This window comes from Pelagihabitans pacificus, assembly GCF_009371985.2.
Classification (GTDB): Bacteria; Bacteroidota; Bacteroidia; order Flavobacteriales; family Flavobacteriaceae; genus Pelagihabitans; species Pelagihabitans pacificus.
The window spans coordinates 236,296-250,737 of sequence record NZ_VIKU02000001.1 but is presented as its reverse complement, the minus strand read 5'-3'; the positions used below and the strand labels follow the sequence as shown (position 1 = coordinate 250,737).

At 45.1% G+C, this 14,442-nt stretch carries 14 protein-coding genes; 10 read left to right on the top strand and 4 right to left on the bottom strand.

Annotated features, from left to right (window positions below; genetic code table 11):
- The first annotated feature begins 46 nt into the window (after positions 1 to 46).
- The 7 genes from FK220_RS01180 (at position 47) to FK220_RS01150 (ending at position 7,386) form a co-directional block, all read left to right on the top strand.
- Complete coding sequence (locus tag FK220_RS01180) at positions 47 to 2,233, top strand: glutamine synthetase III family protein (RefSeq protein ID WP_152572454.1); 2,187 nt, start codon at positions 47 to 49, stop codon at positions 2,231 to 2,233.
- A 189-nt stretch (positions 2,234 to 2,422) separates the two neighbouring features.
- On the top strand, positions 2,423 to 3,604 hold the full coding sequence (locus FK220_RS01175; protein ID WP_152572453.1) for an AIR synthase related protein: 1,182 nt from the start codon (positions 2,423 to 2,425) through the stop codon (positions 3,602 to 3,604).
- A 168-nt stretch (positions 3,605 to 3,772) separates the two neighbouring features.
- Positions 3,773 to 4,216, top strand: a complete 444-nt coding sequence (locus tag FK220_RS01170; protein WP_152572452.1) for a QcrA and Rieske domain-containing protein — start codon at positions 3,773 to 3,775, stop codon at positions 4,214 to 4,216.
- Positions 4,217 to 4,248: 32 nt separating this feature from the next.
- Positions 4,249 to 4,686 (top strand): thioredoxin family protein, encoded by a 438-nt coding sequence (locus FK220_RS01165; protein ID WP_152572451.1) that lies wholly within the window; start codon positions 4,249 to 4,251, stop codon positions 4,684 to 4,686.
- Positions 4,683 to 5,681 carry an FAD:protein FMN transferase gene (locus FK220_RS01160; RefSeq protein WP_394352403.1) on the top strand — a complete coding sequence of 333 codons (999 nt, stop codon included), beginning with the start codon at positions 4,683 to 4,685 and terminating at the stop codon, positions 5,679 to 5,681. Before FK220_RS01165 ends, FK220_RS01160 begins: the two co-directional genes overlap by 4 nt.
- A gap of 141 nt (positions 5,682 to 5,822) precedes the next feature.
- Entirely contained in the window at positions 5,823 to 6,044 is a 222-nt protein-coding gene (locus FK220_RS01155; RefSeq protein ID WP_238718932.1) for a DUF4266 domain-containing protein, read from the top strand.
- Between the two features lie 106 nt (positions 6,045 to 6,150).
- Positions 6,151 to 7,386, top strand: a complete 1,236-nt coding sequence (locus tag FK220_RS01150) for a DUF3570 domain-containing protein (RefSeq protein ID WP_152573616.1) — start codon at positions 6,151 to 6,153, stop codon at positions 7,384 to 7,386.
- On the opposite strand, the gene FK220_RS01145 is transcribed toward FK220_RS01150, so the two are convergent.
- Complete coding sequence (locus tag FK220_RS01145; RefSeq protein WP_152572450.1) at positions 7,367 to 8,032, bottom strand: ATP-binding cassette domain-containing protein; 666 nt, start codon at positions 8,030 to 8,032, stop codon at positions 7,367 to 7,369. The two genes, FK220_RS01150 and FK220_RS01145, sit on opposite strands and share 20 nt — an antisense overlap.
- A 387-nt stretch (positions 8,033 to 8,419) precedes the next feature.
- Between FK220_RS01145 and prfA the strand changes: the two genes are divergently transcribed.
- The gene (gene prfA / locus FK220_RS01140) at positions 8,420 to 9,496 is read left to right on the top strand and encodes a peptide chain release factor 1 (RefSeq protein ID WP_152572449.1); all 1,077 of its coding nucleotides are present in this window, start codon (positions 8,420 to 8,422) and stop codon (positions 9,494 to 9,496) included.
- A gap of 83 nt (positions 9,497 to 9,579) precedes the next feature.
- On the top strand, positions 9,580 to 10,401 hold the full coding sequence (pyrF, locus tag FK220_RS01135) for an orotidine-5'-phosphate decarboxylase (protein ID WP_152572448.1): 822 nt from the start codon (positions 9,580 to 9,582) through the stop codon (positions 10,399 to 10,401).
- On the opposite strand, the gene FK220_RS01130 is transcribed toward pyrF, so the two are convergent.
- Entirely contained in the window at positions 10,402 to 10,599 is a 198-nt protein-coding gene (locus tag FK220_RS01130; protein ID WP_152572447.1) for a hypothetical protein, read from the bottom strand. It abuts the gene before it with no gap.
- 230 nt (positions 10,600 to 10,829) lie between these two features.
- Here FK220_RS01130 and FK220_RS01125 point away from each other — a divergent pair, with 230 nt between their 5' ends.
- The gene (locus FK220_RS01125) at positions 10,830 to 11,612 is read left to right on the top strand and encodes an alpha/beta fold hydrolase (protein WP_152572446.1); all 783 of its coding nucleotides are present in this window, start codon (positions 10,830 to 10,832) and stop codon (positions 11,610 to 11,612) included.
- Positions 11,613 to 11,896: 284 nt separating this feature from the next.
- Here FK220_RS01125 and FK220_RS01120 read toward each other — a convergent pair whose 3' ends face one another.
- Together FK220_RS01120 and FK220_RS01115 are read right to left on the bottom strand one after the other, a co-directional pair.
- Entirely contained in the window at positions 11,897 to 12,697 is an 801-nt protein-coding gene (locus FK220_RS01120; protein ID WP_152572445.1) for a hypothetical protein, read from the bottom strand.
- A gap of 29 nt (positions 12,698 to 12,726) precedes the next feature.
- On the bottom strand, positions 12,727 to 14,433 hold the full coding sequence (locus FK220_RS01115) for a SusD/RagB family nutrient-binding outer membrane lipoprotein (RefSeq protein ID WP_152572444.1): 1,707 nt from the start codon (positions 14,431 to 14,433) through the stop codon (positions 12,727 to 12,729).
- Positions 14,434 to 14,442 lie beyond the last annotated feature (9 nt).

Below are 14,442 nucleotides of genomic sequence, written 5' to 3'. Positions count from 1 at the left end.
TTGGCAAGTTATCAACAGTTATGCCCAACCGATTAATTTCCTAAACATGTCCGAACAACGATTCCAGGCCATTACAGCCAGCCAACAAAGAAATCGAATCGATATCAAGGAGGAAACCCTGCGTTCCGAATTGTTCGCCAAGAATGTTTTCAATGAGCATAAGATGGTCCAACACCTCACCAAAGACGCTTTGGAAAGTGTAAAGGGGGCCATTCTTTCCGGTTCTAAAATCGATAGAAAAATCGCCGATCAGGTTGCGGAGGCCATGAAGGCGTGGGCCATATCGATGGGAGCTACCCATTACACCCATTGGTTTCAGCCGTTGACCGGTGCCACTGCGGAAAAACACGATGCCTTCTTCGATTTATTGCCCGACGGAAAAGCCTTGGAGAAGTTCGGGGGCAGACAGTTGGTACAACAAGAACCGGATGCCTCAAGTTTCCCGAGTGGTGGTATCCGGAACACATTCGAGGCGAGGGGATACACTGCTTGGGACCCCACGTCACCGGCATTTGTGTACGATACGACCTTGTGCATACCTACTATTTTCGTTTCCTATACCGGGGAAGCGCTCGACAACAAGGCACCCCTTCTTAGGGCGTTGCATGCAATGGATGAGGCAGCGACCGCCGTGGCAAAATACTTCGATAAAAACGTTTCAAAGGTCAATGCCACACTAGGTTGGGAGCAGGAATATTTTTTGATCGACAAGGCATTGGCCTATTCGCGCCCCGATATTCTAATGACCGGGCGTACGTTGATAGGGCGTTCGGCCGCCAAAGGGCAACAGTTGGATGATCATTATTTCGGGGTAATTCCCCAACGGGCCATTGGTTTTATGAAAGACTTGGAGCAGGAGTGTACTAAATTAGGGATTCCCGTAAAGACCAGACATAACGAAGTGGCCCCTAACCAGTTCGAGTTGGCACCGGTTTTTGAGGAGGCCAATCTTGCGGTAGACCATAACCTTTTGCTGATGGACGTCATGGAAAAAGTGGCGGACAAGCATCATTTCAAGGTACTTTTTCATGAAAAACCCTTTGCGGGAATCAATGGTTCGGGCAAACATAACAATTGGTCATTGGCCACCGATACGGGGGTAAATCTTTTGAGCCCGGGATCGACACCGATGAAGAATCTCCAATTTTTAACCTTTTTCATCAACACCATCAAGGCGGTAGATACGTATGAGGAATTGCTACGATCCTCGATTGCTTCGGCAAGTAACGATCACCGCTTGGGTGCCAACGAGGCACCCCCGGCCATATTGTCCATATTTATCGGAAAGCAATTGAGCGATGTCCTGGATGAACTCGAAGGCGTATCACACGGGAAACTTTCACCGGAGGAAAAAACGGAGCTCAAACTTAACGTAGTAGGCAAGATCCCAGAGATATTATTGGATAACACCGATCGCAATCGCACCTCGCCATTTGCATTTACCGGAAACAAGTTTGAGATGAGGGGGGTAGGGTCGAAGACCAATTGTGCCAAACCCATGACCATTCTGAACACCATTGTGGCAAGGCAATTGAAAGAGTTCAAAAAGGAAGTGGACGAATTGATCGATAAGAAGAACCTCAAAAAAGACGAGGCGATATTTAATGTGCTCCGTGAATACATCAAGAAATCAAAACGGATTCGTTTCGATGGTGACGGGTATAGCGAGGCTTGGGAAAAGGAAGCCAAAAGAAGAAAGCTGAGCAACAACAAGAGTACGCCCAAAGCCCTCCAGATACTTACCGCAAAGAAAAGTCTGGACCTGTTCAAATCAATGAAGGTAATGAGCGAGACCGAAGTCAGGGCACGGCAGGAAGTAGAACTGGAAGCATATATACTCCATATTCAAATCGAAGGCAGGATCTATGGGGAACTGGTCTACAATCATGTGATACCCTCCACCATTGAATACCAGAACCAGGTGATAAAAAATGTGTTGGGGATGAAAGAGATCTATGGGGCCGCACACATGACCTTTTCAGACGGTCAGTTAGCCATTATTGAACAAATTGCAACACATGTCGCCGAACTAAAGAAAAAGACCGATGCGATGACCGACGCCCGTAGAAAAGCGAACAAATTGGTGGATACCCACAAAAAAGCAGTAGCCTACTGTGAGAATGTACAACCGTATTTCGACCAAATTAGAGGACACTGTGATAAGTTGGAGCAGTTGGTCGATAACCGTTCCTGGCCTTTGACCAAGTATCGGGAGCTATTGTTCATCAAATAAAAACCGCTTCTTAATAGGATTTAATTACTATATCGACCGTAACTCGTATCGTCTTGTTTCTAGTTGACAAATGCTATTCGGAGATATGACTATTGGAATTTTCCGGTTGACCGTCGCCATATTTTTCCTAAAGGAGGTAAGAATGATTCTTTTTTAAAGTGATTGCCTATTTTTGTCAAAATTGTTTTCATGGGTTCTTCAGCAAGCGAAAGATATAAGCAACGGGGGGTTTCGGCCTCAAAGGAAGATGTGCACAATGCCATAAAAAATATTGATAAAGGGCTGTTTCCCAATGCATTTTGCAAGATTGTCCCCGATTACTTGACTCACGATGAAGCGTATTGTCTCGTGATGCACGCCGATGGTGCAGGTACCAAATCTTCGCTGGCCTATATGTATTGGAAGGAGACGGGCGACCTTTCGGTGTGGAAAGGCATTGCCCAGGATGCATTGATTATGAATATCGATGACTTGATATGCGTCGGTGCTACGGACGATATTCTTTTATCATCGACCATCGGACGAAATAAAAACCTGATTCCAGGGGAGGTGATTTCCGCAATCATCAATGGAACTGAAGAATTGATCCATGATTTAAGGGAACACGGGATAACCATCCATTCTACTGGCGGGGAGACGGCTGACGTAGGCGATTTGGTTCGGACAATAATAGTAGATTCTACCGTTACGGCGAGGATGAAACGAAGTCAAGTAATCGATAACGCCAATATCAAAGCAGGCGACGTGATCGTAGGCCTGGCGTCTTTTGGGCAGGCAACCTATGAAAAGGAATATAACGGAGGGATGGGAAGTAACGGACTCACTTCTGCCAGGCATGACGTGTTTTCAAAGTACTTGGCAGAAAAATATCCAGAGAGCTATGATTCGGCCGTACCCGGGAACTTAGTGTATTCAGGTAACACCAGATTAACCGATCCGGTGCCCGACACGCCTTTGGATGCGGGTAAATTGGTACTATCACCGACCCGAACCTATGCACCCATCGTCAAAGCCATTCTGGCCAAATATGGTTCTGATAGCATCCATGGGATGGTGCATTGCAGTGGCGGCGCGCAGACAAAGGTTCTTCATTTCATCGACCGACTTCATATTGTGAAAGACCATCTTTTTACGATACCCCCTTTGTTTAAATTAATACAGGAGCAATCCGGCACAGATTGGAAGGAGATGTACCAAGTTTTTAATTGTGGGCACCGCATGGAACTCTATGTGAATCCTACGGTCGCAGATCAGCTCATAGAAATCTCCGAGAGTTTCGGTGTTCCCGCGCAAATGGTGGGTAGGGTGGAAGAATCCAGTGTCAAAAAACTCACTATCGAAAGTGAGTTTGGTACCTTTATTTATAGTTAGAAGCACTGTAAATCCTTAATTATTACGACCGAAGTATATCCTCCGTAAAAACAGATTGCCGTCTTTTTTGCGTTCCATAGAATTGGCCGGAACCAACATTTATCGAATTATCGATATTCGCTATACGATTCCATTGTTTCATACGTTCTTTTAATATAAAAATAGGTTATGGAAAGAAAAGAGTTCTTAAGGAGTTTGGGAGCAGGCGCGGCGTTTGCATTGCTGTTTCCCTGTACGCAGGGATGTTCAAAGGATGATGAACCGGCCGGCAACATCAAGGATGTTCCTACAGGGGTTGATTTTACGGTAGACTTGACCTCCTCGGAGGCCTCCAATTTAAATACGAATGGTGGCTACATTCTGAAGAATGATGTTGTAGTGGCGAGAAATCTACAAGGTGAACTCATCGCTGCCAGCCAAATATGCAGCCATCAAGGATATGATCAAGTCACTTTCTTGAACCAAGATGGCGGTATCTTCTATTGCGATGTTCACGGCTCCCGTTTTGAGCAGGATGGAAGCCCCTTGAACCAAGTAGACGGCAACCCTGCCAAGCCCTTAAAAGTCTACAATACCGAACTAACAGGGGATATATTAAGAGTGTTCGAATAAAGAGTGGCATTGATTTTGTTTTGCAAAGCCCTATGACGAAGCAATTGCTTTTTCTGAGTCTTTTTTTAATGTCTTTTTCAGTGGTTTCCCAAAACTGGGAGAACAATTTCGAAGAAGCGGTTTCCCATGCAAAAGAAGAAGATAAACCGATTGTATTGGTCTTTTCCGGATCGGATTGGTGCGCTCCCTGTATTAAACTCGATAAGGAAATTTGGCAGTCGGAGCGATTTAAGAAATACGCCCATCAACACTATGTTTTGTACAAGGCCGATTTTCCAAGAAAAAAAAGTAATCGGTTATCGGAAGAGAAGATCGCAGAGCATGCGAAGCTTGCGGATCGTTTCAACCCCAGGGGACATTTCCCATTGGTCGTCGTTCTGAATGCCGAACGAACCGTCTTGGGTACTCTGGGATATGAAAAAACAACGCCTGAGAAGTATATTTCAAACCTAAATAAGTTCCTCAGGTGAGGGCGCTGATACCCTTGCTCTTTTGCTTTCTTGTCCTGAACGTCTTCGGGCAAGAACGTAAGTATGTCACAGTTAACCGAACCGTGAAGCTAATGGGTAGCCGGTTCGATATTACCGTGGTAGCCTTGAACGAGGAGCTGGGATACATCAATATAGACGAGGCGGTTGCCGAGATTACGCGAATAGAAAAAATAATCTCTTCCTGGGACCCCGATTCCGAAACGGCCCTGATCAACAAGAATGCCGGGGTAAAGCCGGTAAAGGTTAGCGAGGAATTGTTTAAACTCATTGAGCGGGCCAAGCAAATTTCGGAGATAACCGATGGTGCTTTCGACATCTCTTATGCATCGATGGACCAAATTTGGAAATTCGATGGTTCAATGAAACGAATGCCTACCGAAGCGGAGATTAGAAAATCGATCGCTAGGGTAGGCTACCGGAAAATCATCTTGAATCCTGAACGACAAACCGTTTTCTTGAGACAGCCCGGGATGAAAATATCCTTTGGGGCAATCGGAAAGGGTTATGCAGCCGACAAGGCCAAAGAGTTGTTGGTTTCCAAACAAGTCGTTGCGGGAATCATCAATGCTGCAGGAGATCTGACCACTTGGGGTACCAAGGCCAGTGGGGAAAAATGGTTGATTGGCATTGCGAATCCATTAAGCAAAGACAAGATTTTTTCATGGCTACCGATTGTCGAATCCTCGGTGGCTACTTCAGGGAACTATGAGAAATACGTGGTGTTCAATGGGAAGAAGTATACACACATTATCGATCCACGTACAGGGGTCCCCGCATCCGGTATCAGCAGCGTGTCGATTTTCGCTAAAAGTGCGGAACTTTGCGATGCGCTGGCCACCGCCGTTTTTATTATGGGAAAGGAATCGGGACTAGCTTTGATCAATCAATTGGGAGGTACCGAGGCAATCGTGGTCGATGACCAAAACAAAGTGCACAAAAGCAGCGGTATCCTATTTGAGAGCGACGACCCCTAAGATCCCCAAACGGAAAACAGGAAGGTCGATACGGGGACACCTGGCAAATATTGCCTAACTTAGCCTTTAAGCCGAGCCATCATGATACCGGATACCCACCTGACCGTCAATGAACAAATTACATTTTTCTATCAAAAACAAATGAGCCAACGGATAAAAAAAATAGTACTGATAGGAGTCGTTCTGATTGCCGCCTCCTCCTGTGCAGTGGTCAAGGAATATGAAAAAGTATACCTCAATGATGAGGAAATGCAGTTGAGCGCACATGGTACTGAACGGTTCGAAACGAACTTTCAGGTATATCGTGAAGCGGCCGCAGGTGCCAATGGCGGAAAAACAGGCGGTGGATGTGGATGTAATTGACCGGTTGAAGGTAAAAAAGAAAAGTTCAATGCCCCCAACAAACAGCTAACCCGTTCCAAGTTTGAAATACCTTTTCACCTTGTTCTTCGTCTTCGGCAGTCTGGCAATGCATTCCCAGACCGATGCTTCAGCCTATAAAAAAAGGGTGCTTGAAACCTCGGAAATCGATCTGCTTTTCAGTTACTACGGTCAAGATGGAAACAATGCGGCCGTTACTGGGGGGCAAGGCACCGAGGAACTTACCGATGCCACTTCCAGCGTGGTGGTAAGAATCCCGATGAACGAGGATGACGTGCTAACGGTCGACGTGGGTATTTCTGCCTATACCTCGGCCTCTTCAAGCAATGTCAACCCCTTGGATGGCGACCCTAATAGGCCTGTAAGCCCATTTAGCGCCTCCTCGGGCGCCTCCAGGAGCGATCAATTGATTCATTTTAATCCGTCGTATCAGCACAGTTCCGAGGACCGCAACTCGGTGTGGACGGGAAATGTGTACGTAGCATCCGAGTACGACTATTTTTCGGTCGGGGCGGGGGGAAGTTATGCCCATTTGTTCAACGAAAAAAATACGGAGTTTTCCATAGGCGCCAACGTTTTTCTTGACAAATGGAATCCACAGTATCCAATAGAACTGCGTACTGGATTTTTCGACTCCCGGACCGTGGGCAATGGTATGTATGATCCGATGTTCCAAGCGTTCACCAACGAAAATCGTAATTCCTATTCCCTTTCCTTGGGGCTTTCACAAATATTGGGGAAGAAACTGCAGGGATCTGTTTTTATGGATGTGGTATTGCAGAACGGACTCCTGAGCACCCCATTTCAAAGGGTATATTTTAATGATACGGAAAACTTCTTTATCGGTGAATTTCAACTGGCCGATGACGTGGAACGGCTGCCCGATTCCCGACTGAAGATTCCGATAGGAGCACGATTGAATTATTATCTAAACGATCGGTTGATCGTAAGAAGCTACTATCGTTTCTATTATGACGACTGGGGGATTACCGGACATACTGCCAATTTGGAAATTCCTGTAAAGTTGAGTGATTCCTTCACGATTTATCCTTCCTACCGCTTCTATAGTCAAACCGCAGCCGACTATTTCTATCAAAAAGAAGCGGCCCTTTCCACTTTTGATTTTTATACCTCCGACTACGATTTGTCGGAATTCAATGCGCATCAATACGGAATGGGCTTGCGATACAAGGATATTTTTACAAGAGCCAGTATCTTTAGTTTCGGACTAAAGACGGTAGACCTCCGTCTAAACAAGTACGATCGAAGTGACGGACTGAGCTCCTACATCGTGACTTTGGGAACTACCTTTCTCGGGAACTAGTAAGCACATAGCCTTCGTTGGCCAGATCTTGCTCGGTTTCAATGGTTTTGGAATAGCCATTTTTAAGAAAGTAAATTCGGTCGCTCACCTCTAAGATGTCCCGGTAAAAATGATCGGTGACCACGATTACACTGTCTTTCTTCTTCCGTGCCATTAAAGCTTTAAGCTTCTCTACGTATACTGGAGCCACAAACGAGAAGGGTTCGTCCAAAAAAATGATTTCCTTTTTGGCCGAGAGCACCAAATAGGTCTCCACCACCCGAAGCTCCCCGGAAGACAATTCCCGGATCCTCATCTTTTCATATTTTTTGAAAGATTCGAAATGTTCGATAAATGTGCGCCAGTCGAGGTCAAATAATTCAAAAGCATCGGAGATCCGTATTTTAGTGGGAAGTAATTGATGTTGGGGCAAGAAAACAACTTTTCCCGACTTGAATAGTTTTTGTCGTTGATGTATCCCATCTATCCGGATATGACTGTATTTGGCCTTAAGGCTACCAAACCATATTTTTAGAAGGGATGTTTTCCCAGACCCGTTGCGTCCCATAATTCCGGTTACCTTGCCCCGCTCGGCCTTAAGGTATACACCATACAAAATTTTGCGCTGGTCAAAACTGAGTTCCACGTTGTCGATTTCTACTATCAAAATAAATTCAAAATATATAGGGTTACGAGGGTAATTACCATATCCAAGAGAAAACCGAAAAAGAACAATCGGTTCTTTGAAATACCAAAGTTATGATAAAACATGAGCCGCTTTTTTAGCTTCGGATCCAGGTATATCACATAGAGCACAGCGGTCAAAACCAACTTCCCAAAAATAATGCCCGGAACGGAAAGTCGGCTTAGAAAGAAGAACAAGGAAAAAAAGAGGCTTGCCCAAAAATACGTTCCATAAAATCGCAGTGATAGTCGTAGGTGCTTAGAAGATAAAATGTTTGCGTCCAAACCGGAGGGATATCCATAAATGTACAAATTTATCGTAAATTCGCGTTTCAAGTAACGCTATTCCTGCTTTGCTGAACACCTTCATATGATCGATAAATTAAACATAGTCAAACAGCGTTTCGATGAGGTCGCCGATCTTATTATACAACCCGATATCATAGCGGACCAGAAGCGTTATGTGCAGTTGACTAAAGAATATAAAGACTTAAAACAGCTGGTCGATAAGCGAAGTCAATATATCGAATTAACCGGCAATATCAAGGAGGCCGAAGAGATTATTGCGGATGGTAGTGATACCGAGATGTTGGAGATGGCCAAAATGCAGTTGGAAGAAGCTAAGGAACAACTACCGCAATTAGAGGAAGAAATAAAGCTGATGTTGATACCCAAAGACCCGGAGGATGCCAAAGATGTGGTTGTAGAGATACGTGCCGGTACAGGGGGGGACGAAGCGAGTATTTTTGCCGGTGACCTCTTTCGGATGTACACCAAGTATTGCGAGTCAAAAGGCTGGAAAACGAATGTCATCGACTTAAGTGAGGGTACCAGCGGTGGTTTTAAGGAAATACAATTCGAGGTAACAGGGGAAGATGTCTACGGAACCTTAAAATTCGAGGCTGGTGTACACCGCGTACAACGCGTGCCACAAACCGAAACCCAGGGCAGGGTTCATACCAGCGCGGCAACCGTAATGGTATTGCCAGAGGCCGAGGATTTTGATGTTGAAATCGACCCCAAGGATGTACGGATCGATTTCTTTTGTTCTTCAGGACCAGGAGGACAATCTGTAAATACCACCTACTCGGCCGTTCGATTGACACATGTCCCGACCGGATTGGTCGCACAATGCCAGGATCAAAAATCACAGCACAAAAACAAGGAAAAAGCATTCAAGGTCCTACGGTCAAGATTGTACGATCTTGAATTGGCGAAAAAGCAGGAAGAGGATGCCGCAAAACGGAATTCGCAGGTAAGTAGCGGAGACCGATCTGCCAAAATCCGTACTTACAACTATCCGCAAGGTAGGGTAACCGATCACCGAATCGGGCTTACTTTGTACGATCTGCAAAATATAATAGATGGCGACATCCAAAAAATAATCGATGAATTGAGCTTGGTGGAGAACACTGAAAAGCTTAAGGAAGCCTCCGAAACGTTTTGAGCCGTCAGGAGACCTACCAAAAAGCCCCTAAGTTCAAATGTAGTCGAACATCCTGAATTTTCTAACCTCCCAAGGCGACACAAATGACCACCGAAGACCTCGTAGCACACATACATCGAAAACAATCATTTTTATGCATTGGCCTGGACACCGATCTCGAGAAGATTCCCCAGCATCTTTTGGAAGAAGAAGACCCGATTTTCGAGTTCAACAAAGGGATCATCGATGCGACCCATCACCTGTGCGTAGCCTACAAACCGAATATCGCATTCTACGAGGCCCATGGAGTCAAAGGATGGAAAGCCTTGGAAAAGACAATTCATTACCTCAATAAAAATCATCCGGAAATTTTTACGATTGCCGATGCCAAAAGAGGGGATATCGGAAATACTTCCACACGGTACGCCAAGGCCTTTTTTGAGAACCTACAGTTCGATTCGATTACAGTCGCTCCTTATATGGGAAAAGATTCCATAGAACCCTTTCTGGCATTCAAGGACAAACATACCATTTTGTTGGCCTTGACCTCCAATCAAGGGGCCTATGATTTTCAAACCCAAAAAACGGGGGAAGAAGAATTGTACATGAAGGTATTGAGAACTTCCAAAACCTATAAAAACGCTGAAAATCTAATGTATGTGGTAGGGGCTACCAAAGCCTCTTTTCTTACCGGGATACGCCGGGTTGTTCCGAACAGTTTTCTATTGGTCCCGGGCGTAGGGGCACAAGGAGGAAGTTTACAGGAAGTTTGCAAATACGGAATGAACAAGGATGTGGGGCTACTGGTTAATTCTTCGAGAGGAATTATATATGCTTCGCATACAACCGATTATGCGATAGCGGCCGCCGAGAAAGCCGGACTCATTCAGCAGCAAATGCAAGAAGTGCTACTGAAAAGCAAATGATCACTGTACGAGACCTTCCAATATTTTTTTAAGCTTCCGGGCTTTCTGCTCGAAAAACTCACCGAGTTTCGTATCGGTATATTCCATATTCGTGGCTTTTTCCACAAAATTTTGATATTGATACTCCAATAAGGCGATTGCCTTTCTTCCTGAGGTCATCGGGGTAACGGTTCCTACCCTGCAATATTGCTTTTCCATAGTCTTACGAATAGTTCTATCAAAGATACGTAGCAAAACCAGTTTTGGACTTAAGTAATCGGTATATTCAGCTAAAAATCAGTTCTTTTGATATTATTTTAACAATGGGGTCCTAAATTAGGTGGGAATACTTCTGCCGAATTGTTAAAAAAATCGATAAAAGTGTTTTTACGAGGAAAAGTTTAATACATTGCCCACGGATTTGTCATAAGGCAGGTTGGTAGAACACTATGCTCAATTACACGACTTATTTACGCCACGGGTCATCCCAGTGGGTAACCTTCGTACACGGTGCGGGTGGTAGTTCTTCAATATGGCATAAGCAGTTAAGGGAGTTCAAGAAACATTTTAATGTGTTATTGCTGGATTTAAGGGGACATGGAAATTCCAAACCCAACTTGAAGGACGCCTTCAACGACAAATACACCTTTGATTCCATTACCGATGATATCATTGAAGTCATTGATCACGAAAAGATTCACAGGTCACATTTCATAGGAATATCTTTGGGAACCATCCTTATTCGAAACCTCGCCGAAAGATATCCCAATAGGGTAGAGAGTATGGTGATGGGCGGAGCCATCATGAAGCTTGACTTAAGATCCCAGGTACTGATGCGACTCGGGATTATCTTCAAATCGATAGTTCCCTACCTTTGGTTGTATAAATTTTTCGCCTTCGTAATTATGCCAAACCGAAACCATCGGGAATCGAGATTATTATTTGTACGGGAAGCCAAGAAACTTTATCAAAAGGAATTCATAAGATGGTTTAAACTCACTTCCGAAATTAATCCGCTACTGCGTTTCTTTCGAGCTGCGGATATCAAAATTCCTACCCTTTACATTATGGGTGGCGAAGATTATCTTTTTTTGCCAACCGTTGAAAAAGTAGTACAAAAACATCAGATGAGCAGCTTGGTCACTATAGAATATTGTGGTCACGTAGTGAATGTAGAACAGCCTCAAATGTTCAACCATCTGGTCATTGGATACCTGAATAATTTGAAATAGTCAATTAAAAAATAGAGGGTACCCGTTAGGGTTTAAATTGTTTGCATATGCAAACTGCCAGTCGGAAGGAGTAGTAAAGCACAGCCCTGAATAATTGATGACTAATTCAAATAATACTCAAAAATGAAACAGAAGTTCTGTCTATGTAGAAGTATGCTTCAGGGCTGCTTTACTCAACTTTAAATTATGATGAAAGCCATGGGACGGCACCTTTTTTAGTTTGCAATCCCATAGCTCTATAATTGCGTAGTTTACCTGGATAATTTCACCTCTTGATACGGGAATCAGTTTATACAAGGAGCAGGATTTGGCCCAAATGGTCCCCTCACATCACCATCCGGTGTTTGTATGGTATATACATGCTCCTCTTCAAATGCACCGCTCGTATACGAAATCACTAACTGTGAAGTACCTGCAGGAACATCGACATTGAAGGTAGCGGCGGCTCCGGCGGTGAACGTATAATTCGTGGGTACCCCATCGATTTCGAAGGTAACGAAGGCGCCGTCCCATCCATCGCCAAAGAGATCTTGCATCTCAATAATCCAAGTGCCGGCCACAGTCGCATCGGTGATGGGCGAACACTTGACCAGCACGATAAAATTGAACGCTTGTCGCTGTTCAGGTTGCCCTGTTACGTTCGGGCTAAAATTATCAAAAGTGAACACAGAACCGTCGGTACCGGTAGCCGTTCCCAAAAATCGGATAAAATCCCCCCCTGAGATATCTTCAGTGCTTATACCCAAAGCATTGGCAATGTCGGTGTAGGGAATGGAAACCTGACTTGGAAAGGTAGTCACGGTTGTCAAGGATACCGTATCGCTTGCTACGCCCCCAGATTCCCGGCTAACTGAAAGTTCCCAAGAAGCCACGTTACCCTCCAGTGCATCAACCGTTCCGGTAAACGAACTAGTGGCGATATCACCTGCCGCAACAATGGGATTATCAATGATAATGCGCACGAAGGGCGATTTTGAATTCTCCAGATCTAAGAGGTTAATCGGTTTTTTATCCTCCTCTTCACAACCTATAAAGGCAATCGATACGATCAGAATTCCTAAAATTGTTTTTATTGTTTTTTTCATTTTGTTGTTTTTAAGATTATCGGGTCGTATTAGTCTACAAAGCCTTCTGGATTAGTATCCCAGAATACAGGGGTATCGGGCGCGGCTTTTTGCGAAAAGCTACTGTTACTGTCCGTGGCCGTTTGCGAATACCACATAGACCGTAAGAACGTACCCGAATCGGCCAGTACAAAACCAGGGGTGAGGTTGTCTGGCTGACCAGTTCTTCTATAGGTGTTGTAAGCCTCGATACCGTTGCCCCAAAGAGCGATAAAGTACTGCTCCACGATAATCCGTAATTTGTCCGTATCATCCCCCGAATCGTAGTTGGATAAAATCTCTGCGATGTGGGAATCAATAACCGCCGAAGACGGAGTAAATGTACTTCCGGCAGCCAAGGCTGCACCAAAATTTGTTACCGTGCCGATCGATTCCCTGATTCCACTTTCTAAGTAAGCCCTGGCATCTCCCGTGGTACCTAAGGTCAATGCAGCCTCGGCCAACATGAAGTTTGTATAGGAAGACATCATGATTGGCGAAATACCCGCTCCGGCGTAACCTTCCGTTATGGCAGCTGACCCGGAGACGTTTCTAAAGGAATCGTCATCGAAAGGTCCGCCGATCGGATAAACACCGTGCAGGGTCCTGAAGGCATCATCAGGTGGAATACCATCGTCATCCAAGTGGTTTCTACCCCAATAGCCATTCAAACCGTTGATGTTGGGTACCAAACAATAGGGCTCATCCGGGGCCCACCAGGAGGGAGTTGAGATTTCCGTAACACATTCCTTGGTGACTACGTCGGCACCGGAGAAATCGCTTACTTGGCGATAGAAGTAGTACCGTATCCGAGGATCGGGCTCTCCATATTGGTTTGCCATCAGGTCCATGAAATAATTACAGGTATAAAAGTCGGAACTGGGACCTGCACCATCGTAATTGGCATCAAACCAAGGATGCCTACTATCGGGTGCCGCGTTCGACGTACCCCACTGAAAAAAGAAATCGTCGCTCGAATCAAGAATCAGCTGGCCTCCTGAAATCAAACTGTTGATTACGGAGGTCGATTCGGCACTATTGACCAATCGGGTCTGGAGGTACAACTTTAGTCGCATTGTATTTGCCAGTTTAATCCATTGTCCTTCATCGCCTCCATAGAAAAGATCGTTCGTTGGCAAGACAAGCTCGTCCTTGTTCAAGTTGGCAATGGCATCCAAGAGAAGCTGATCGACCGCTTCATAAATCGATGCGCCGGAATCTACCGTAGGGTTTAGGATTCCCTCGCTACCCCTAAGGGCTTCCGAGTAGGGAACGTCCCCAAAGAAATCGACCATCGACATCATAATATACGCCTCAAGAATTTGGCCGATCGCCAAATGTGTGAATTGTTCCGCTTCCTCGGCAAGCGGATTCATAGTTCGAATATCGATTAAGGCCCGTGCATATACGTTGTCCCATAGACGATCGAAATCGGTGGGATCGTACATATCCCTATAGGTGGGGCCAAAACCGTGTTGCATGCGAACAGGTTCCATGCCGAACTGGCTGAGACCATTTTCGGCGCGACCTTCTTCACCTGAATGGATTTGGGCCGTCATAATCTGGATTTGGTTCAAAAAGAAATCAACGCTGGCCTGTTGTGGACTTAGGTCGTTCGGGCTATCGACCACTCGAAGCTCCGTAGTCTCACAGGCTGACAAAAGCAACAAAGCTCCCAATACCGAAGTAAGACTCGTTATTTTGAATATTTTTTTCATAGTATACTA